The following is a 22565-nucleotide window of genomic DNA, read 5'->3' on the forward strand; positions in this document are numbered from 1 at the left end:
CCACCTATTTCTTATTATTAATAAGAATTTCTATTTTATCAAAGTCTTTAACACCATATTCTTCGGTTTTTAAAGATTTTAGCATACCTAAAATAGTTTCTTTTAAAAATTTATTAACAAAATCATTTAAACCTATGACTTTTCCATCAATAGATAAGGTAACATCTGCTTGTTTATCATATTCATAATCTAAATCTCCATTGATGATTGCTTTAGCAATTGATTTACTATCAGTATGTCCACAGTCTTTAGTAAATAATGTTGGGAGAATATCATATGATTTATTTTCTATAATATTAACAAGTGATTTTACATCATCATCACTAAGATTTTTTGCATCTACAAGTTTTATACAATAATCATCAACAAGTTCCTCTGATGTTACAATTTTTGGATAATTGTAATTTTTAAATCCTTCAATTACTACAAAATCTGGTTCATCAATGAGTTTTATTAAGAAAAGTAACCTTTCAAGAGGTATTACACCATCAATATTAAAAAAACTTTTTGTTCCTATTCCTATTGTAATATTGGAACCTGCTTGTTTATGTTTATAAGTATCAGTACCTTCATGATCCATTTCCATTTGATGATGAGAATGTTTTATACTAGCTACCTTGTAATTTCTATTTTTAAGTTCTTTTATAATACGAACAGTTAATGAAGTTTTTCCACTATCTTTTTTACCTACCACAGATAAAATTCTCATAATTATTCCCTCAATATTATGATTCTTTGTATAATCTATTTAATTTTTTAACTTAATAAAAAAATTTACACTATATAATAATATTATACTTTATAGTAATAGTATTTTTATATTTGATTTTAATTTTTAAATATTTCAAATTCTTTTTTTCATTGATTTTTTTAATATTTTATTTGATTAAGATTTATTTAATTGATTTTGAAAATTATATAAATTTATTTAAATATACTTTATTTTTTTTAAGTTTTTTATACAATATCTTAAATTTCTATTATACTTTTCTTATAATATTAAATTTAATAAAAGTATTATAAAGTGTGTAGTAATACCACATTACTATTTTTGTAATACTTTTTTTATTAAAAAATTTTAAAAAATTAATGAAATTTTTAAAAAATCAACTATTTTTTTACATATATTTATTTTTAAATAATTTTTTAAAAACTTATATATCTTATTAAAATGATTATTATTTGAAACTATTTTTAAATATGCTGTTTTTAACTTATTTTAATATTTTAATAATTATATCTATTATTTTATTTCTTTAAATTCATTTTAAAAAAACATAAATGTGTAGTTAATACACATTAGTATATAATATTTTTTAATTAAAAATCTTAGGTAAACTTTATATTAATAGAAAATAAACTTGTATATTGTACACATGGTAGATAATATGCCGAAACATATAGCATCTGGTCTAAAATATTTAGCTGCAGTTAAGTTAAGAAATAAAGATTATACTCAAAAAGAAATAGCAGAAAAGTTAGATATGGATCGTTCCACAGTTTCTCATTATTTAAATGGACGAAATCTTTCTTGGAACTCTATAGAAGTTGCAAACACTATTGTAAATATGTGTTCAAAAGACTTTCTTGCTATGGTGCAGGTTTTATTTGAAGATTTAGATAAAATTCGTACAATGGTTTTAGTCTTAAGACCAAATAATTACGAAGGAATGATTAAAAATTCATGTATCGGTTGTGGATTATGTGTAGATTTATGTGTAATGAAGGCTATTAAGTTAGATTCATTAAAAGCCAAAATACAAAATGACTTATGTTGTGGTTGTCTTACTTGTGAAGAAGAATGTCCAACAAGGTCAATTCGAATTTTGGAGGTTAATAAATGATCAAAAATGAGAAAGAAATTAAAGGTAATAACTTTAATATAACAAGATCAGCAGAAGAATTACGTACTCTTTCTTTTAACGATCATGTTTGTATTGGTTGTGGAATTTGTGAATCCACTTGTCCTGTAAGTGCTATTACTCTTGAAGGTGTAGCTAATGTAGAACGTAACTACACAGGAATTTATTTCAGTGGTCACGATAAAATTAAACAAAATAATGTGTTAGAAACTAACAAATCCGGAAAACTCACAAGACTTACAATTGATGAAAATAAATGTGTTCTTTGTGGTATGTGCAGTGGTTTATGTCCTGCTGATGCATTAACATTAACTATTAATGATGAACCAATTAAAAACATCGATGCGTACCCTAGTTATAATGCTTATGCTGAAATTGATGATGATGAATGTATTTACTGTGAAAGATGTGAAGCTGCTTGTCCTAGAGATGCAATTACTGTAACAAGAAAATTACCAGATAGATCTAAATTAGTTACTGGTGAAATTGAAGTAATTGAAGAAGAATGTATTCACTGTGGTGTTTGTGAAGAAATGTGTCCTGCAGATGCAATTGATGTAGTAAAAACCATTGGTGAAGAATCTATTGAAATTGATACAGATAAATGTGTTTACTGTTTAGTATGTAAAAAATCTTGTCCAGTTAATGCAATTAAAGCATTATGTAGATTATGTTCTTATGGTGAATATGATTTAGATGAAGCTGATGCTGAAATTACTGGAGCAACTATTATTGATCAAGAAGCATGTATTAAATGTGGATGGTGTGCAGGTGTATGTCCTACTAATGCTGCTAAAGTTAAAAAAGCATTTGTTGGTAAATTAACTGCATATCCTGAAAAATGTGGAACTTGTGGAGCATGTGTAGATGTATGTCCATGTAATGCTTTATCTTTCCCAACAACTAAAGGAGCAATAAGAGCTGTACAAATCGTCGCAAATGATGATTATTGTATTAAATGTGGAGCATGTGCAAGAATCTGTCCTAATGATGCTATTGAAGTAACAAGGACTGGTATTGATTATACTGCTACTGATTCCCAATCTTGGATAGATGCATTAGAAGCTTTAAAAAATTAGGTGATATTATATGGAACTTAAAGTAAATCAAGATAATTGTTTAGGATGTGGTGTCTGTGTTGTAGCATGTCCTGTTAACGCTTCTATTAGTCCAGAAGTTGCTGGTGGACACGGTTCTAAAACTACAGAAACCATTATGATGGTAGAAAATGGTTTTATTAAATTATTTTCACCTGAAAAATGTGAAGAATGTGGAACATGTCAAATGTTCTGTCCAGTAGATGCAATATGGTTAGAATAAGGTGATAATTATGCATTATGCAAATACTTACTTAAGCAAACCAGTAGTTGGAGACTTAGATGAATCTTATTCTGAAGGTCAAGAAGGAACTACTAAAGTTCTCCATTGTATGTTAAATACTGGTTCTGATATTTATCAAGGAGCATGTAAAAAAAGAGGTTCTACTTTAAAAGAAGAATATAAAAATGTTGCAGGAACCTGTTACATGGACCCTAGAGACATGATTGAATTAGGTGTTAAAAACTGGGATACTGTACTTGTAAAAACTGATTATGGTGAAGTTGTAGTAAATGCAGCAAAATCCAGAGATGCACCTCACAAAGGTACTGTATTTATTTGTAAAGGACCATGGGCTAATACTATTGTAAGTCATGAAACTTACTGTTGTTCAGATCCTACTTATAAAGGAATTCAATGTACTGTTGAAAAAACAGACAGAAAAGTTTTATTAATGGCTGATCTTATGAGATTAGTTTATAAAAAATATACTGATGAAACTGATGATGAAGTAATTGAAAATATGGAATCATTAGGTGAAAGACCTGTTTACAGGGGACGTAAATGGGAGGAATTAGATGAGTTATGAACCACCAATAACCGATTATGATGAAATTGTAGAAAACTGTACATGTGCTTTCTGTGGTTGTAACTGTGATGATTTAGACTACTTAATTAAAGATGGTCATGTAGTTGCAGTAAGACATGCATGTAGATTAGGTGCAAGTAAAATTATGGAAGATTTAGATCAAAGATTAGTTGTACCTATGATTAGAGGAGACGACGGAGAACTTGAAGAAGTTGATTGGGATACTGCTCTTGATAAAGCAGCAGAATACATCGCTAACTCCGTAAGACCTGTATTTTATGGTTGGTCTGAAACTTCTACAGAATGTATGAAAGAAGGTCTTGAATTAGGTCAATATATTGGTGCAGTTTTAGATAACCAAGCAACTATTTGTCATGGACCTAGTTTACAAGCTATTCAAAATGCAGGATATCCTATTCAAACTTTAGGTGAAGTTAAAAACAGAGCAGATATGATTGTTTACTCTGGAAGTAATGCTATGAACTCTCACCCTAGACACATGGCAAGATACTCTGTATTCCCTCGTGGATACTTCAGACAAAGAGGAAGATTTGATAGAACTGTAGTTACTATGGATCCTAAATTCTCAGATACTGCAAAAATGTCTGATAAATGGATTGGATTTGAACAAAATGGAGATTACGGATTCTATAATGCTATTAGAGCAGTTATTAAAGGTAAAAAACTTACTCAAGAAGTAATTTCTGGAATTCCTAGAGAAGATATCTATGAATTAGTAGATGAAATGAAACATGCAGAATTCGGTGTTCTCTTCTTTGGTTTAGGTTTAACCCATACTTTATCCAAACAAAGAAACATTGATATTGCAATTAAAATGGTCATGGATCTTAACAAAGAAAGTAAATGGGGACTTACTCCTATGAGAGGTCACTTTAACGTAAATGGTTTCAACATCTTTATGGCATATGAAACTGGATTTGCATTTGGTGTTGACTTCTGTAGAGGTTATGCTAGATATATGTTAGGTGAAACTAACACTATTGATTTACTTGTTAGAAAAGAACCTGATGTATTTATGGTTATTGCAGCAGATCCTGGTGCTCACTTCCCTAACGGTGCTAATCAACACTTAGCTCACATTCCTGTTATCCAAATTGATATTCACTGGGGACCATCTACTGAACTTGCTGATGTAGTATTACCTGGTTCATTTGTTGGTGTAGAATGTGCTGGTACAAGTTATCGTATGGATGGTGTACCTATTTACATGAAAAAAGCTATTGATAAACCTGAAACCTGTCGTGATGATGAATGGATTGTACGTGAATTAAAAGAAAGAGTTATGAAACTTAGAGAAGAACCTAATGTAGCTCCTAAATACGTACCTAACCCGGCAGCAGAATAGATTAAAGGTGATTAAATATGGAATATATACTTAAAAATGGTATTGTTTACGATCCTGCTAATGAAGTAAACGGTGAGAAAAAAGATGTATACTTCAAAGATGGTAAAATCGTTGAAGATGTTTCTTCTGCTGCAAAAGTTATTGATGTAACTGATAAAATCGTTATGCCAGCAGGTGTAGATACACACGCTCACATTGCAGGACCAAAATTAGTTTTAGGAAGGTTATACAGACCTGAAGATTCAAGAAGAGGAGTTACCCAAAAAACTAAAGTAGAAAAAGGAGAATCTGGATTCTCTATTCCTAGTTGTCCTACAACTGGATACAGATACTCAAGAATGGGATATGGTACAGTTTGTGAAGCAGCTATGCCTCCTTTAGAAGCAAAACACACTCATGAAGAAATTGGAATTATTCCAAACATTGATGTAAACCCATTAACCTTATTCGGTAACAACTGGATTGTAATGGAACTTGCAAAAGAAGGAGATATTGATGGTCTTGCTGCATTTATTTCAGCTTGGTTAAAAATTACTAAAGGATACGGTGTAAAAATTGTAAACCCATGTGGTAGTGAAGCATGGGGTTGGGGTATGAATGTACACGGATACAATGATAGTGCACCATACTTTGATGTATCTTCTAAAGAAGTTGTAAGAGCTCTTGCAAAAGCAAATGAAAAACTTGGACTTCCTCATTCTATACATATACACCCTAATGATTTAGGACACCCAGGAAACACTCCAACAACTCTTGAAACTCTTGATTCACTTAAAGATGTTGTTAAAAGTACTAAAAAAACAGCATCTGTAAGAGATCAAACTGTCCACTGTTGTCACATGCATTTCCATTCTTACACTGGAACTAACTGGAGAAATGCTGGATCAGGTGCTCCTGAAGTAGCTAAATTCATGAACCATTGTAAATATGCAACTGGAGATGTTGGTCAAGTAACCTTTGATGAAACTACAACCATGACTGCAGATGCACCTATGGAATACGATTTATACAGATTATCTGGATTAAAATGGGTTAATGCAGATATTGAATGTGAAACTGCTGCAGGTATTATCCCTTGTATTTACTCTAAAAAAGCACCAGTAAGTGCTTTGCAATGGGGTATTGGTATGGAATTATTCTTATTAATTGATAATCCATGGCAAATTAACTTAACTACTGATCACCCTAATGCAGGACCATTCACAAGATACCCAAGAATTATCTCTTGGTTAATGAGTGCTCCAAAAAGAAATCAAATGATTGAAAGCCACGAAATCCATAAATGGGCTGAAAAAAGAACAATGGTCGCAAGTATTGACAGAGAATACGACTTCTATGATATTGCTACTATTACAAGAGCAGCTAATGCTAAAATCCATGGATTTACTGATAGAGGTAACTTATCTGTTGGTTCTAATGCAGATATTGCAGTATATGATATTAACCCTAATGACTTCGATCCATCTAAAAACCCTGAAACTGTTGAAAGAGCTTTCAGTCGTGCAAAATACACAATTAAAGATGGTCAAATTATGGTTAAAGATGGAGAAATTGTTAGTACTAAACCTTCCCACGTAATTTGGAGTAATGTTAAAGGTATGGAAGAACAAGAAAAAGCAATTATTGATAAAGTAATGCCATTCTTCAAACAATACTACTCAGTTAAATGGGAAAACTACAAAGTACATGACCACTTCTTATCTAACCCAATTAGAGTAGATGTAGAATAAATTAGGGTGATAGAATGAAAACAATAACTTTTGATGTTAAAAAAAGAAATCCAATAGCATTAGAATTCGATGAAATCATTCCTGATACTGTTTACACTTGGGAAGCTGAAGACTTCGATAAATATGCTGTTCCTGTAGGAAACTCAAGATTCCCATTAACAGACTTTTTTGATATTACAGTAGAAGGTACTGCTGACTCTCCTGCTGAAGTAAAAATGGTCTTTAATGGAGATTGTGGAAGAGTAAAATATATTGGAAATAAAATGAGTGCTGGAGAAATTATCGTAAACGGTGATGCAGATTTACATGCTGGAGCAGAAATGTCTGGTGGAAAAATGACCGTTATGGGTAATGTAGAAGCTCATGCTGGACGTGAAATGTCTGGTGGAGAACTTGAAATTTTCGGTAATACTAAAGAATTTACTGGTGCTTCATACATTGGTGAATGGAGAGGTATGACTGGTGGAAAAATCATTGTCCACGGAAATGCTGGAAAACAATGTGGTGAATGTTTAACTGGTGGAAATATCCATGTTCTTGGTGACTGTGATATTCTTGCTGGAATCCACATGACTAAAGGTGTTATTGAAATTGATGGTAATGTAAACCGTTGGCCTGGTGGACAAATGAAAAATGGTAATATCATTATCCACGGTAAATTAGGTAGATTACTTGAAGGATTTGTTGAAGAAGATATTGTCACTGATCCTGAAATTAATGGTGAAGTTTACGAAGGAAGATATATCCAATATAAAGGAGATATTGCTTTAAACGGTAAAGGACACTTATACCTTGACGCTGAGAAAAATAGAGATAAATTATCTGCTTGGAAAGAAACAGATGATGAATATATTTCTCTTGGTGAAAATAGGAAATACTAAATTCACAACTGAAAACACGAAGAAAATAGATTATTTCTATTTTCTTAACACTTTTTTTTATAATTTAATAATTAAATCGAAATTTACAATATCTTAATTAAATATTTTTAAAAGATTTTATTTTGAAAAAAAGAATTTTATATTGTCTAAATTATGGAATCACTTTAGAAATTTATTAGAATTCTATTATTTTTTATTTTATTTATTACCTTAGTTTTTTAGTAAATTTTGTTTTTTATGTTTGTTTTTTTATTTTGATGGTTTTTAGTAAAATTTGTTTTATTATGATTTGTATTTTTTAAAATTAATTGTATTTTTAAATCAAATAGTAATATGGTTTAAAAAAGTTTATAATAATTTTAATATATTTAATAATTTAATTTTTTAAATGAACTAAAGTATAAACTTTTAAATAAAATTATATACTATATATTAAGTAAATATAATTCTTATATATAATAAAGAGTGTGATATTATGGAAAAAGAAGTTAAAATGACTCCTGATGAAGCTGTTGAATACATTCGTAATAATGTTAATGTAGGAGATACTATAGAATTATCTTACAACCGTATATTTGCACCAGGTGAAGTTTTAAGTGTTATTGGTGAAGATCCAGAAACAGGTGAAGGATTAAGAATAAACTTACAACTTAATGGTGAAATTTTAAATCAAAACATTGAAGTTGATTTAAATGAAGTTAAAGATGAAATAGTTGAAATACGTCATATTAATGATGAAGATGATATAACTATTGAATTTTATTAAAAAATTTTATTTTCTTTTTTTTAATTTTACTTTTTTCTATCTACATATTATTAAAAAAATTTTATTTTTTTTTAATTTTACTTTTTTCTATGTCTATATATACATGGATTTAATTAAAATTTATATTTTAGAAAAGTCTTATTTTTATTATTAAATTCTTTGTATTTTGATTTAAAATATATTTAATTTTATATTTTTAATTAAGTTTATTTTTAATTAAAATCATGTTTCTTTTTTTCTAGAAATTTATTTTTTTTAAGGAATTTATTTTATATAATAAAAACTATATTTTATTATTGATTTTTTTAATTATATTTATTTAAAAATAGATTTTATATTAATTTAAATTAGTTTTAAAAGATTTAAAAATAGAAAAAAGGGAATAGGATCCCTTAAGTTTGTGTTTTAGATTTTTTAATATCTGGAACATATGATTTAAGAAGTAATGAAAGACATACTACTGTAACTGAACTGCAAGCCATAGCAAGTGCTGCATATTCTGGTCTGAATAATATACCATAATTTGGATATAATATTCCTGCAGCAACAGGAATGAGTATTGCATTGTATGCAAATGCCCAAAAAATATTTTCTTTAATTCTAGTCATTACTTTTTTTGAAAGTTGTATAGATGCAACAACATTTTCAAGGCTACCATCCATTAATACAATATCTCCACTTTCCATAGCAACATCAGTACCTCCACCAACAGCAATACCTATATCTGCACCTGTAATTGCTGGTGCATCATTAATACCATCACCAACGAAAAGTACTTTTCCATTATTTAATTTTTGAAGTTCACGTACTTTATCTAATTTTTCATTAGGAAGTACATCACTAATTACATGGTCTATTCCAACTTCTGATGCTACAACTTTAGCTGTTTTATTATTATCTCCTGTAATCATATAAGTTTCAATACCCATTTTATGAAGTTCTTTCATAGCACTTTTTGAATCTGGTTTAATTTTATCCATCAATGTTATTATTCCTTTTACTTCATTATTAATTCCAAGGAAAATAGCAGTTTTTGCATGAGATACAAATTCATCAAATTCTTTTAAATCATTATTGGAAATATTTACATTATTGTCTTTAAGTAATGCTTTATTTCCAGCATATACATTTTTACCATTGATTTTTCCTTTTAATCCTTTACCCGTAACATTTTCAAAGTCTTCTACATTATAGATTTCTATTTTTTTATTATTACCATAATTTACAATTGCATTTGCAATTGGATGGTTTGAATTTTTTTCAATACTTACAATATAAGATAATAATTCTTCTTCTGAAATGTTTTCTTTTAATGGTAAAACATCAACGACTTCAGGTTTACCTTGGGTAATTGTACCTGTTTTATCAAATACTGCATAATTTACTTTTTCAGAACTTTCAAGTGTTTCACCATTTTTAATTAAAATACCATATTCTGCAGATCTACCAATACCTACAGTTACTGCTGTAGGTGTTGCAAGTCCTAATGCACATGGACATGCTACTACTAATATTGATATTAATGTAGTAAGTGAGAATAATAAACTTCCTCCAAGTAAGAAGTACCATATTATAAACACAAGAACTGCAATTGTAATAATTGTTGGTATAAATACTCCAACTACTTTATCTGCAAATCCTTGTACTGGAGGTTTTGAAGATTGTGCTTTTTCAACAAGGGTAATTATTTGTGATAATACAGTATCTTTTCCAATTTTTTTAGCTTTAACTTTTAAAACACCATTTTGATTTAAAGTTCCTGAAAATATCTCAGAACCACTTTCTTTAATTTTAGGTACTGGTTCACCTGTAATCATAGATTCATCAATATATGAACTACCATATAATACTGTAGAATCTGCAGGTATTTTTTCACCAGGTTTAACAAGTAATATATCTCCAATTTTAATATTTTCAATTGGTATTTCTTCTTCTTTAAGAATATTTCCATTTTCATCTAATTCTATTTTAATTGCATTTTTAGGTTGAAGACCAATTAAAGATTTAATTGATGATGATGTTTTTCTTTTAGCTCTTGCTTCTAAATATCTACCAATCATAAGAAATGATGGAAGCATTACTGCTGTATCATATAACATGAAACTTGAATTAAGTACTATATTAAAGGTTCCTAGAATACTTGAAACATATGCTACAAGAATACCCATTGTATACATTACATCCATATTAAGGTTTTTATGGAATAATCCAGTTAATCCTGCTTTTACTATTGGATATGAAACATATATAAATGGTATAATAGATATTATTAATGATAATTCTCCCATTGAAAGATAAGGTACCATTATATGATTAAACATTATATACATTAATATTCCAGAAAATACTAAACCAACGATTATACGATTTCTTTTTTGATTAAGATCTTCTTGGTATATTTCTTCTTCATCAGTTTCATTAAGATCTCCTTCTAGACCAAGATATTCAAAACCAAGATTTTCAATAACTTTAATCATATCATCTACTGCAACTTGACTACTATCATATTCTACTGTAACTATTCCTGTAGTTAAATCTGCATTTACATAAAAAATACCATTAAGACGAGACATTGATTTTTCAATACTCACTACACAAGATGCACAATGCATACCTTTAGTTCTAAGTTTTACTTCATCTTTACGTATACTAAATCCTAAATTTTTAATGGTTTTATCAATTTCATCCATTGAAACTTCTTTAGAATCCATAGTAAAATGCGCTCTATTAGTGTTTAAATCTACATTAACATCACTAATACCATCTAGTCGATTTAATGATTTGTCTATACTAAGTGCACATGATGCACAATGCATACCTTCAATAGGAAGATCCATATTTTTTTTCTTTGTCATTAAATCACCTCACTTTATATTTTATTTATAATATTGATTTTTACTAAGATTTTAAAATTATTTATAAATAAGATTCTAATTCTATGGATTTACTTAAGTTTTTTTATATTCTATTTTTTAAAAATTTAATTTATTTTTAAATTGAAAATAAACTCTTTATTAATTTTTAAAGATTTAAACAAAATCAATTATAGTAAAAATTTTAATTTTATTACATACAAACAAATATAAGTGGTGTTATATTTTATTTTAAAAAAAATATTCCTTAAAATTAAGGAATATTAATTTATTTATTCTACTTTAAATCCAGCTTCTTCAACTGCATATTCAATATCTTTATCAGAAACTTTACTTGCATCATAATCAATGATTACATTATTGTCTTCTAAACTTGCTTTTGCAGAATCAATACCATCAACATCAGTAAGTGATAATTCAACAGCATTTACACAACTAGGACAATGCATTCCTACAACTTTAAATTCTTTTTTTTCGTTAGCCATTATTAATTCTCCTTTGATTATATATTTTATATTATTATAATATTCATATATTTAAATCTATTTATATTTTTATATATTATAATATTATTTATAAAATTATATAAAAATTATTAATATTTAATAGTTATGTTTTAAATTGATTAATAATAATAAACATTTATTAATTATTTTAATTTAAATAACTTTTAAATAATTTAAATTTATATAAAAATTAAAATTATTAATTCTTAATATTTATAAAATTTAGTTGTACCTAAAAAATATTATATGTTATTCTTATAATTTAAACTTTTATAATGTAAAATTAGTATATCTATAAAAAATAAGTTTGAAAACTTATTTTATTTAAAAATTTAAATCTTTAAAAAATAGAAAAAAAGTTTTATTATTTTATATTTAAAATTATAATAATTTAATAATGCCTTCATCACTATTTACTTCTACTTTTTGTCCATTAACAAGATTTTCAGTATTATCTGGTGAATCAACCATTGGAATATTTGACATAATAGCGCCTGTTGCTATAATTGGTTCTGCTTTGAGACAAATAATAGCTTTAGGTGCTGTATTATTTTTTTTCATTTGAAAAATAACATATGAACCTACTGTAGATCCTTTACCTCCAGGTATAAATAATATTTTATCTTTAATTATTTGACCTTTTAATTCATGATTAATATCAATGATTTCTCCAGTTTCTGGATCTACTCCACCTAAAAAACTAATAGGTTCATTACTTACAAGTAATTCTCCACTTGCTTTACCTTTTGCTATTTTTCTACAACTTATCATAATATCCCATATAAAAAATATTTAATATTATTTTTTAAATTTAAGTAATATAACCTTTTTTGTAATTTTTTAATAATTTATCTTTATAAAATATTAATAAATCAAAGTTAATTGTTTTATTTTTTTTAATCTTATTCTCTTAATTAATTTTAATTCTTATTGAAATTTTAAAGTATCTAAAAATAAATGAATTTTAAAAAATAATATCAGATTAAATATATTTTTAATCAAAGTTAATATTTTAAAAATGAAATAAAAGAAGTTTTATTCATCAATTATTTCATAATAAGAACCTAAAGCACAAGCTTTACAAATAGGTCTTCCACCAATAACTAAATGCTGATCGTCAGCTATTTTTTCACCACATACTGAACAAAAAGTATGTGTATGTAATGGTCCAGGTTTTTGAGCTTCTTTAAGACCTACAATTTTTACTTTTTGAACATTAAATAATTCTTCAGCAGGGGTTTCTCTAAATCTTTTAACTAATTCTTCTTTAGTTTCTTTCTTAGTTTCTTTTTTATTAGCATCTACATCAGTAATTCTGTATGCTTCTCCAGTTTCAATATTATAAAAAGTTGCAGCAAATCTTCCATAATACATCTGTTTAAATGCTCTTTTACCCATACTACAATGGGTTACAATTAAAATAGCATCAGCCATACATCTATCAGTTTCAACAAATACCATTAAATTTTTATGTCTTTGATTAAGTTCCATACCCATAATTTCCATACCATACATTGCAAGTTTAGTACCTATTGCAATTCCACCACATACTTCACCATGATATTCTTTAACTTTCATTAATTGTTCGTCATAAGTTTTTATGTCCATTTTTTCACCTATTTAAGTTTTTTATTATTTTTTTATTAATAATATTCCTAATTTTTTCTGATTTCTAAATCTTTTAAATTAATTGAAGAAAAAATTTATTGCTTAAATTTAATTCTTTAAAATTAGTATAGTACTTAATATATTATTGTTTATATTAAAAAAGAGATATTGTTGTTAATTTATTAATTGAAATTTAAATTTCAATTTTTTATAATATTTTTGAATTATTGTTTATATTTAAGTTTATTCACTTTATTAAATAATAAAAAATAGTAAGTATATAGAATAAACTGAAAATTTTTAAAAGTATTTTAATTTAAAAATACTTTATTCAATTACTGCATGTCTACTTTTTAAATCACTTTCAGTTTCGCCCATTTCATTCATTAATTGAGCAATAATCCCATCAAGGAAAACAAGTGAAGTTAACTCAAAAGCAGTACCTAATGGTGTAAGTGAAGTATAATTGCCATCAATTTGACGTTTTAAGTAATTTTTATCATCTGACTCTGCTTTAGTTCTTCCTTGGATATAAATAGATACATCAGATAATTTACCAAGTGAAGATTCTACATATGAAGTAAATGATAATACTTTAGCTCCTCTTTCTTTAGATGTTTTCGCTGCTGAAACTATAGTATTTGTTTCTCCAGAACCAGATATTGCAAGAATTGCATCATCTTTATTAATTGCGGGAGTAATTGTTTCACCAACAACATAAGCACTAATACCTAAATGCATTAATCTCATTGCAAATGCTTTACCTACAAGTCCTGATCTTCCAGCACCTACTACAAAAACATTTTCTGATTTTAAAATAATCTCCATAAATTTTTTGATATCTTCATCATTTAAATATTTTTCAGCACTTTGTATATTATCTAAAATTGCATGTATTGAAGATTTCATCTGTTCCATAATATCTTATAACCTATATTTTTTAATAATATATTATTTTAATTTATTAATATATAATATTATATAAGTATATTATCTAATAAATATTTATTATTTTAAATTTTATTTAGTATAGAAATATATTATTTAATAAACATTTATTATTTTAAATTTTATTTAGTATTATTTTTTATTAATTTTTTTAAGACTTTTTAGTAGGTTAAATCATGGATATAAAACCATTGTTAAATATTGAAATTAATGGAAAGATTTATAATTATAAATTGTTTCAATCATTAGATGTTTTATCTAAGACTTATTCTCAAAGAAAATCTGCTAAAAAATTAGGAATATCTCATTCTGTTTTTAATAGGCGTATTCTTAAAGCTGAAAAAGATTTAGGATATAAATTAGTAAATAAAATAGGTTCTGGAAGTGAACTTACAAATGAGGCTTTAAATCTTTTAGATTTATATCATACTTATAATAATCGTCTTAAAAAATCAGATAATATTCGTATAGCAGGAGGACATATAATCACAGGATTAATTGAATCTCTTGATTTACCTTTTAATCTTGAAGTTTTTAGTACTGATACAGATAGTGCATTTAGTCTTGCAGAAGATGATTTAATTGATATTCTTGCATTAGATGATCCTTTAATTGCATTAAGTAATGACCTTGATTTTACACCAATTGCATTTGATTATATGGTTTTAGTGTCAAATAATAAAAATAATATAAGAATAAATTCTATTAAAGATTTATCTAATTTAAATTTTGTTCCTGTAAAAGGATCTGCTCAGAGATTAGTGTGGGATACATTGAAAACTAATAATATTCCATTTAATTTAGAAAAAGAGGTTAAATCACAATTTGATGCATTTAAATTAGTTAAAAATTCTGATAATCTTTATACATTTTTAAATGGTAGTTATTTTAAAGGAAATAATGTTTTAAAAAATCAAACTATTCATTCACTTGGTTTTGTATATTCTCATGGTGTTAATCCAGAAGTTGATAAATTTGTTGATTATATTTCTAATAATTGCTCTGATTTAATTAAATTACAAGGATTTAGTTCTTTTTAGAGTTTTTATTAATATTTTAGTTGATTTAAACTTATTCCTTATTAATATTCTTAAATTTACTATTTTTTATAAGTTTTTTATTTAGTATATTTTTTCTATTTTAAGTGTATTATTTTTTTCATAAACTTTTTATTTTAAAAAAATTTAATATTTTATTAATTTTCATGAGCTATGAAAAATATATAATATTTTATATAGTATAATATTTTATAATGAAAATATAATTTTTTATGTAGTTTTTAACTATTTTTTTAAGGTGATTATATGGAGAATAATTCAAAATTATTAGTAATTGGACATACTGCTTCTGACTTTATTATAGATGTTCCAGAATTTCCTAAACCAAACACTTCAGCTCATATGGATTCTTTAAAAAATTTACAAGGTGGTGCAGCAGCTAATGTTGCAATGTGTGCTGCTACTTTTGGATTAGATACTAGTTTGGTATCTTCTGTTGGTGAAAGTTTTTTAAATTCTGAATATTATTATAATTTTAAAAAAATTGGGGTAAACACAGATTATTTTATTACAGTTAAAGATGAATTAATCCCTACTGCTATTATGGTAAATGATAAAGAAAAAGATACTATTACTTATTTTTATGAAGGCTCTGGTAAAGCATTTGGGGATGCAGATATACCTATAAATGCAATTAAATCACATGATGCAATTCATTTAGCAACAGGTAATCCTGATTTTAATTGGAAATGTTCCTGTGAAGCTAAAAAACAAGGTAAAATTTTATCATTTGATCCTGGTCAAGATTTAAATACTTATAGTTTAGAAAGATTAAAACAAGTTATTGAAAACTCAACAATATTATTTGGAAATAATTTTGAAATTGATAAGATTAAAGATTCATTAAATCTTGATATTGATGGTTTACTTGATTTAGGACCTGAAATTATTCTTAAAACATGTAGAGAATATGGAAGTTATATCTATACAAAGGATAATGAATATAAAGTAGATGCTATTTATAGACCTGCAGTAGATCCAACTGGAGCTGGAGATTCTTATAAAGCAGGATTTTTATATTATTATTTAAATGGAAAGTCTTTAGTTGAATCTGCTAAGTTTGCATCATCAGTTTCTTCATTTATTGTAGAAAAACAAGGTTGTCAAACTAATATTCCTAGTTTAGAAGAAGCAAAAGAAAGAATGAATAATTTTTATAATGATTAAATCTCTTTTAAAACTTTCTATTTTTTGAATTTTATTTTTTAGGATTTGTTAAAATTTTTTATTTAAAATTTTATTTTATAAAACTAATTATTTTTAAATTAAAAATATACTTATATTAAATCTAAAAGATTTTAATAAAGCTATTTTTTGAATTTTATTTTTTTATCTTGATTATTTTTAAATTTTATGATTATTTTTTTCTTAAATTTAAATTTTAATTTATATTATTTGGTTAAATTTTTTAATATCCTCTATTTTTAAGTTAATACTTATATTTTAATATCTAGATTAATATTTTATTTTATCAAGTTTATTTTCTTTATTTATAAGATTTTCTTTAATTTTATCAAGTTTATTTTAATTTTAATATAAGTATAATGGATTAATTTATATATTATAAAGTTTAAGTATTATTATAAAACTAATCTCTATTTTAATTTAATTAAATTTGATTTTAATCAATTTAATTTTATTAAATTTTAAAATTTATTTTATTGTATATTGTGGAGAAATAATATGACTCAATTAGAAGATGCAAGAAAAGGTATACTTACTGATGAAATGAAAACAGTAGCAAAAAGAGAAAATGTTTCAGAAGATTTTATTTTAAAATCTGTTGCTAATGGAACTATTGTTATTCCAAAAAATTTAAATCATGATATTAAAGCTACTGGTATTGGTGCTGGACTTAGAACTAAAGTTAATGCTACTGTAGGTACTTCTACTGATATTGTTAATTTTGATGAAGAAGTTTATAAAGCTCAAGTTGCAATTGATGCAGGTGCAGATTGTTTAATGGAATTAAGTATTGGTGGGGATCTTGATGAAATTAGACAAAGAGTTTTAGATATGTCACCACTCCCAGTAGGGAGTGTTCCAGTATATCAAGCTGCTATTGAATCTATTAGAAATAATGGTTCTGTAATAGAAATGGATGAAGATGATTTATTTAAAACCATTGAAAAACAAGCTAAAATGGGTATTGACTTTATGGCTATTCATTGTAGTGTAAATGTTGAAACTTTAAAAAGACTTAAAAAACAAGGTCGTGAATGTGGTCTTGTATCAAGAGGAGGATCATTTATTTCTTCATGGATGGTTGAAAATAAATTAGAAAATCCATTATACAAAGATTATGATTATATTTTAGATATTGCTAAAGAAAATGATGTTGTATTATCTCTTGCAAATGCTATGAGAGCGGGAGCAATTGCAGATTCTACTGATAGAGCACAAGTTCAAGAACTTATTGTTCTTGGTGAATTAGTAGACCGTGCTAGGGAAGCAGGTGTTCAAACTATGATTGAAGGACCAGGTCATATTCCTATTAATGAAATTCCTGCAAATGTAACTATTCAGAAAAAATTATGTAGTAATGCACCTTTCTATATGTTAGGACCATTAGTATGTGATATTGCGCCTGGTTATGATCATATTGTATCTGCTATTGGTGCTGCAGAATCTGCTAAAGCAGGTGCTGATTTTGTATGTTATGTAACTCCTGCAGAACATCTTGCTTTACCATCTTCTGAAGATGTAAAAACTGGTGTTATTTCTACTAGAATTGGTGCTTATGCTGGAGATATGGCAAAGGGAGTACATAATGGTGAAAAAGATCTTAAAATGGCACATGCTCGTAAAGCATTAGATTGGGAAGCTCAATATGATTTAGCTATTTCTCCTGAAGATGCTCGTGCAAAAAGAAATAATAGGCCACCATCAGATAGTGATGCATGTACTATGTGTGGAGATTATTGTGCAATTAAAATAGTTAATGCATGGTTAGACAAAGCTGATGATAATGTCTTTGATGATATTTAATTTAGATTATTAAAATTTTATCATTTTTTATCATTTTTTATCACTTAGTATTGTTTAAATTTTTTCTAGTTTAAAAATAGAAGATTGTATTAAATTAAATTTTTAGATTTTTAGAATAAGTTAAATAATACATTTTTTATTTATTTTAATAATCTTTATTTTTTTCTTAAAATTCATTAATTTTTAGAATAAGTTCTTATAAACTTAATTTTAATATATTAAATATTGTTTAAATTTTATAATTTATAGAATTTTAATAAATTCTATTTTTTTTAATTTTAAAATTGTTTTTTATAATATTTTTAAATTTTATTATTTTATTTTAGATTATTGTATATTATATGATATTTTATCAATATTTTTTATATTTGAAAATATATTAAGTCATATCATGTTTAAATTTGTATAAATTTATATTTTAATATATATTTGATTTAAAATAAGTTATTTTTATTTTTAATAATTTTTATCTAATAATTTTAGTTTTAATCTCTTTAAGTTTTTTGTTTATTTATTTAATTTTTATTCATCTTTTTTATTAAGTTTTAACTATTTATTTATTACTTTTCTTATACACTCAATACTATTAAATATGAATTTTTACTAAAATATTATATGCAATTTAATAAGTTTCATTAATTTTTTTATGAAAATCATAATTTTTTATTAATTTGATTTTATAATTTAGTGATATTATGGATTATTTTGAAAGATTAGAAAAAGAAACACTGGAATTATATGATATAGCTAATGAAGCTAGGTCTAAAGGTTTGGATGTCACTACTGAAACAGAAATTCCAAGAGCAAAAGATTTAGCTGAAAGAGTAGAGGGGCTTGTTGGTCCTGAAGGTGTTGCTAAGCAGATTAAACATCTTGAATCACAAGGTCTTGATCGTGAGCAAGTAGCATTTGAAATTGCAGCAGAAATATCTTCTCAAGATATTGAAGAAAAAGGTAAAGAAGCATCTGCTAAAAGAGAAGAATTAGCTGATCAAGCTCTTAGGACTGCATTAGCTATATTAACAGAAGGAGTAGTTGCTGCTCCTTTAGAAGGTATTGCTAAAGTTAGTATTAAAGAGAATTCTGATGGAGGTAAATATCTTGCAGTTTATTTTGCAGGTCCAATTAGGAGTGCAGGAGGTACTGCTGCTGCTTTAGCTGTACTTCTTGGAGATAAAATCAGGGAAGCTACAGGTTTAGATATTTATAAACCTACTGATGATGAAATTGAAAGATATGTAGAAGAAGTAGAACTTTATGAATCTGAAGTTACTAATCTTCAATATTCTCCTACTGCTGATGAAGTAAGATTTGCTGCAAATAATATTCCTGTTGAAGTAACTGGTGAAACTACTGATTCTATTGAAGTATCACATAGAGATCTTCCTCGTGTTGAAACTAATAATATACGTGGTGGAGCTCTTCTTGCTATGGTTGAAGGAGTTATCCAAAAATCTAAAAAAATTCATAAAATTGCTAATAAACTTAAGTTAGATAAATGGGAGTTTTTACTTGAATATGCAAAACCTAAATCTGATGATAGTTCTGATAATAAATCTGATGATTCTCTTGAAGAAGGTGATGTAGAAACTTATCCTGGAGAAGTTGATGATAAACCAATATTTGCTAAATATATTCAGGATATTATTGGAGGAAGGCCTGTTTTAAGTTATCCTTCTGAAAAAGGAGGTTTTAGATTAAGATATGGTCGTTCACGTAATACTGGACTTGCTACTATGGGAGTTCATCCTGCAGCAATGGAAATTATTGAATATATTGCTGTTGGAACCCAAATGAAAATTGAAAGACCAGGTAAAGGTAATTGTGTTGTTCCTGTAGATTCTATTGAAGGACCAATTGTTAAACTTAAAAATGGTGATGTTTTACGTGTAGATAGTATTAAACTTGCTCGTAAAATTAAAAAGAATATTGCAGAAATTCTTTTCCTTGGTGATATGCTTATTGCATTTGGTGAATTCTTAAGAAACAACCAACCTATGCTTCCTGCAGGATGGTGTCAAGAATGGTGGATTGAACATATTAGGAATTCTACTAAGTACAAATCTGGAGATAATGTACATGAATTAGATTTAAAAAGTTTAGAATTTGAAGAAATCTCTGCAGAAGAAGCATTTAGAATCTCTAAAGAGTATAATGTTCCACTTCATCCTGATTATACTTTCTGTTATCATGATATAAGTAAAAAAGAGCTTAATGATTTAATCCAATGGATTTTAGATGAAAATCCAGATTATAATGATGGTGATGAACTTAAACTTAATATTTCATATCAAAAACGTATTCTTGAGGTTATTGGTGTTTTTCATAAAGTTGAAGATGGAAATATAATAATTAATAAAGATATTTCTTATGCTTTAATACATACTTTAGGAAGAACTCTTACTGATGAAGAATTAAATAATCATGACATGGAAGTAATGGATGCAATAAATTTAATTTCAGAAGTACCTATTGAATTTAAGGCACCAACATATATTGGAACTCGTGTAGGTAGACCAGAAAAATCTAAAGAAAGATTAATGAGACCAGCACCTAATGTTTTATTCCCTATTGGTAATAATGGTGGAAGTAGAAGGTTAGTTGCAGAAGCTGCTAAAAAAGGTTCAATTAAAATAGATCTTGCTAGACGACAATGTACTAAATGTAATTTAAGTTCATTCCAATCATTATGTCCATATTGTGGTGCACCTACAACTTTTGGTAAAACTGGTATTAAAAAGATTAATTTAGCTAAAATGCTTAGAAATGCATCTGATAATATTGGTGTTAGAAAAGTTGATGAAATGAAAGGTGTTGTAGGTTTAATTTCTGAGAATAAAATACCTGAACCTTTAGAAAAAGGTATTTTACGTGCTAAAAATCATGTATTTTGTTTTAAAGAAGCTACAATTAGACATGATTCTACTGATTTACCTTTAACTCACTTTATTCCAAAAGAAATTGGGGTAAGTGTTGAAAAATTACATGAAATGGGATATGAAAATGATTGTTATGGCCAACCTATTACTAGTGAAGAACAAATTATAGAACTTAAAGTTCAAGATGTTGTTATTTCAGAAAATTGTGCAGATTATTTAGTTAATGTTGCAAATTTTGTAGATGATGAACTTGAGAAATTTTATAAAATGGATACATTTTATAATGTGGATAAACGTGAGGATTTAATTGGTCATTTAATTGCAGGTCTTGCTCCTCACACTTCTGCAGGTGTTTTAGGACGTATTGTTGGATTTACTAAAGCATTAGGATGTTATGCTCATCCATATTTCCATTCTTCAAAAAGAAGAAATTGTGATAGTGATGAAGATTCAGTAATGCTTTTACTTGATCCGTTAATTAACTTTTCAAAATCCTATTTGCCAAGTACTCGTGGTGGAAGTATGGATGCTCCTTTGGTTTTATCAACTCGAATTGATCCTCAGGAAATTGATGATGAATCACATAATTTAGATATATTTGAAAGATTCCCTCTTGAATTTTTTGAAAGAACTAAAAAACCAGTTAAACCAGCAGAATTACTTGACCTTATTGATAATGTAAGTATGCATTTAGGAACTCCTGAACAGTATAGTGGTTTAATGTTTTCTCATAACACATCTAGTATTCATGCAGGTCCAACATTATGTATGTATAAACGCTTACCTTCAATGAAAGAAAAAGTAGAAGGTCAAATTAACCTTGCAGAAATTATACGTGCTGTAGATCAAAGAGGTGTAGTTGAAGGAGTTTTATCAAGTCATTTCTTACCTGATATTATGGGTAATGTACGTGCATTTTCTAAACAAAAAGTTAGATGTACTAATTGTAATTCAAAATATAGACGAATTCCATTATCTGGTAAATGTACTAATTGTGGAGGTAATCTTATTCTCAGTGTATCTAAAGGTTCTGTAACTAAATATTTAGATATTTCAAAACAATTAGTTAATAGATATCCTGTTTCACATTATCTTGAACAAAGGTTAGAAATCCAAGAATTTGGTATTAAGTCTCTGTTTGAAAGTGATAAATCTAAACAAAGTTCATTAGATGTGTTTTTATAGTTTAGTTTT

General features: G+C 26.7%; 18 protein-coding genes. 12 read left to right on the forward strand and 6 right to left on the reverse strand.

Features of this window, described 5'->3' with window-relative positions:
* Nucleotides 1-4: 4 nt before the first annotated feature.
* Nucleotides 5-709, reverse strand: coding sequence for a molybdopterin-guanine dinucleotide biosynthesis protein B (gene mobB / locus T523_RS04045; RefSeq protein ID WP_042707645.1), 705 nt, complete (start codon nt 707-709; stop codon nt 5-7).
* Between the two features lie 667 nt (nt 710-1376).
* On the opposite strand from mobB, the gene T523_RS04050 reads away from it, so the two are divergent.
* From T523_RS04050 to T523_RS04085, 8 genes are all read left to right on the forward strand, one after another.
* Entirely contained in the window at nt 1377-1844 is a 468-nt protein-coding gene (locus T523_RS04050) for a helix-turn-helix domain-containing protein (RefSeq protein ID WP_198016026.1), read from the forward strand.
* Entirely contained in the window at nt 1841-2941 is a 1101-nt protein-coding gene (gene fwdF, locus T523_RS04055) for a tungsten-dependent formylmethanofuran dehydrogenase subunit FwdF (RefSeq protein ID WP_052334634.1), read from the forward strand. The genes T523_RS04050 and fwdF overlap by 4 nt, the downstream gene beginning before the upstream one ends.
* Nucleotides 2942-2951: 10 nt before the next feature.
* Nucleotides 2952-3182 carry a 4Fe-4S binding protein gene (locus tag T523_RS04060; protein WP_042707647.1) on the forward strand — a complete coding sequence of 77 codons (231 nt, stop codon included), beginning with the start codon at nt 2952-2954 and terminating at the stop codon, nt 3180-3182.
* 10 nt (nt 3183-3192) lie between these two features.
* The gene (locus T523_RS04065) at nt 3193-3768 is read left to right on the forward strand and encodes a molybdopterin dinucleotide binding domain-containing protein (protein WP_042707648.1); all 576 of its coding nucleotides are present in this window, start codon (nt 3193-3195) and stop codon (nt 3766-3768) included.
* Nucleotides 3758-5134, forward strand: a complete 1377-nt coding sequence (locus T523_RS04070) for a formylmethanofuran dehydrogenase subunit B (protein WP_042707649.1) — start codon at nt 3758-3760, stop codon at nt 5132-5134. The genes T523_RS04065 and T523_RS04070 overlap by 11 nt, the downstream gene beginning before the upstream one ends.
* 17 nt (nt 5135-5151) lie before the next feature.
* Nucleotides 5152-6864, forward strand: coding sequence for a formylmethanofuran dehydrogenase subunit A (locus T523_RS04075; RefSeq protein ID WP_042707650.1), 1713 nt, complete (start codon nt 5152-5154; stop codon nt 6862-6864).
* 14 nt (nt 6865-6878) lie between these two features.
* Nucleotides 6879-7745 carry a formylmethanofuran dehydrogenase subunit C gene (locus tag T523_RS04080; RefSeq protein ID WP_042707651.1) on the forward strand — a complete coding sequence of 289 codons (867 nt, stop codon included), beginning with the start codon at nt 6879-6881 and terminating at the stop codon, nt 7743-7745.
* A gap of 475 nt (nt 7746-8220) precedes the next feature.
* On the forward strand, nt 8221-8511 hold the full coding sequence (locus T523_RS04085; protein ID WP_042707652.1) for a DUF2097 domain-containing protein: 291 nt from the start codon (nt 8221-8223) through the stop codon (nt 8509-8511).
* A 392-nt stretch (nt 8512-8903) separates the two neighbouring features.
* Here the strand turns inward: T523_RS04085 and T523_RS04090 are convergent, their stop codons facing one another.
* The 5 genes from T523_RS04090 to hxlB form a co-directional block, all read right to left on the reverse strand.
* The gene (locus T523_RS04090) at nt 8904-11366 is read right to left on the reverse strand and encodes a heavy metal translocating P-type ATPase (protein ID WP_042707653.1); all 2463 of its coding nucleotides are present in this window, start codon (nt 11364-11366) and stop codon (nt 8904-8906) included.
* Between the two features lie 290 nt (nt 11367-11656).
* Nucleotides 11657-11869, reverse strand: coding sequence for a heavy-metal-associated domain-containing protein (locus T523_RS04095; RefSeq protein ID WP_042707654.1), 213 nt, complete (start codon nt 11867-11869; stop codon nt 11657-11659).
* Nucleotides 11870-12271: 402 nt separating this feature from the next.
* Nucleotides 12272-12661 (reverse strand): DUF126 domain-containing protein, encoded by a 390-nt coding sequence (locus T523_RS04100; protein WP_042707655.1) that lies wholly within the window; start codon nt 12659-12661, stop codon nt 12272-12274.
* A 264-nt stretch (nt 12662-12925) separates the two neighbouring features.
* Nucleotides 12926-13498 carry an FmdE family protein gene (locus tag T523_RS04105; RefSeq protein ID WP_042707656.1) on the reverse strand — a complete coding sequence of 191 codons (573 nt, stop codon included), beginning with the start codon at nt 13496-13498 and terminating at the stop codon, nt 12926-12928.
* 327 nt (nt 13499-13825) lie between these two features.
* Nucleotides 13826-14416 carry a 6-phospho-3-hexuloisomerase gene (gene hxlB, locus T523_RS04110; RefSeq protein WP_042707657.1) on the reverse strand — a complete coding sequence of 197 codons (591 nt, stop codon included), beginning with the start codon at nt 14414-14416 and terminating at the stop codon, nt 13826-13828.
* A 206-nt stretch (nt 14417-14622) separates the two neighbouring features.
* Here hxlB and T523_RS04115 point away from each other — a divergent pair, with 206 nt between their 5' ends.
* From T523_RS04115 to polC, 4 genes are all read left to right on the forward strand, one after another.
* Nucleotides 14623-15486, forward strand: coding sequence for a LysR family transcriptional regulator (locus T523_RS04115; RefSeq protein WP_042707658.1), 864 nt, complete (start codon nt 14623-14625; stop codon nt 15484-15486).
* A gap of 264 nt (nt 15487-15750) precedes the next feature.
* Complete coding sequence (locus T523_RS04120; protein ID WP_042707659.1) at nt 15751-16671, forward strand: carbohydrate kinase family protein; 921 nt, start codon at nt 15751-15753, stop codon at nt 16669-16671.
* A gap of 516 nt (nt 16672-17187) precedes the next feature.
* A complete protein-coding gene (thiC, locus tag T523_RS04125; protein WP_042707660.1) occupies nt 17188-18492 on the forward strand; it encodes a phosphomethylpyrimidine synthase in 1305 nt (434 codons plus the stop codon).
* A 695-nt stretch (nt 18493-19187) separates the two neighbouring features.
* Nucleotides 19188-22556: a DNA polymerase II large subunit gene (polC, locus tag T523_RS04130; RefSeq protein WP_042707661.1), complete on the forward strand. Its 3369-nt coding sequence runs from the start codon at nt 19188-19190 to the stop codon at nt 22554-22556.
* The last annotated feature ends 9 nt before the right edge of the window (nt 22557-22565 follow it).

Origin of the sequence: Methanobrevibacter wolinii SH, assembly GCF_000621965.1 — an archaeon.
In the GTDB taxonomy this organism is placed as follows: domain Archaea; phylum Methanobacteriota; class Methanobacteria; order Methanobacteriales; family Methanobacteriaceae; genus Methanarmilla; species Methanarmilla wolinii.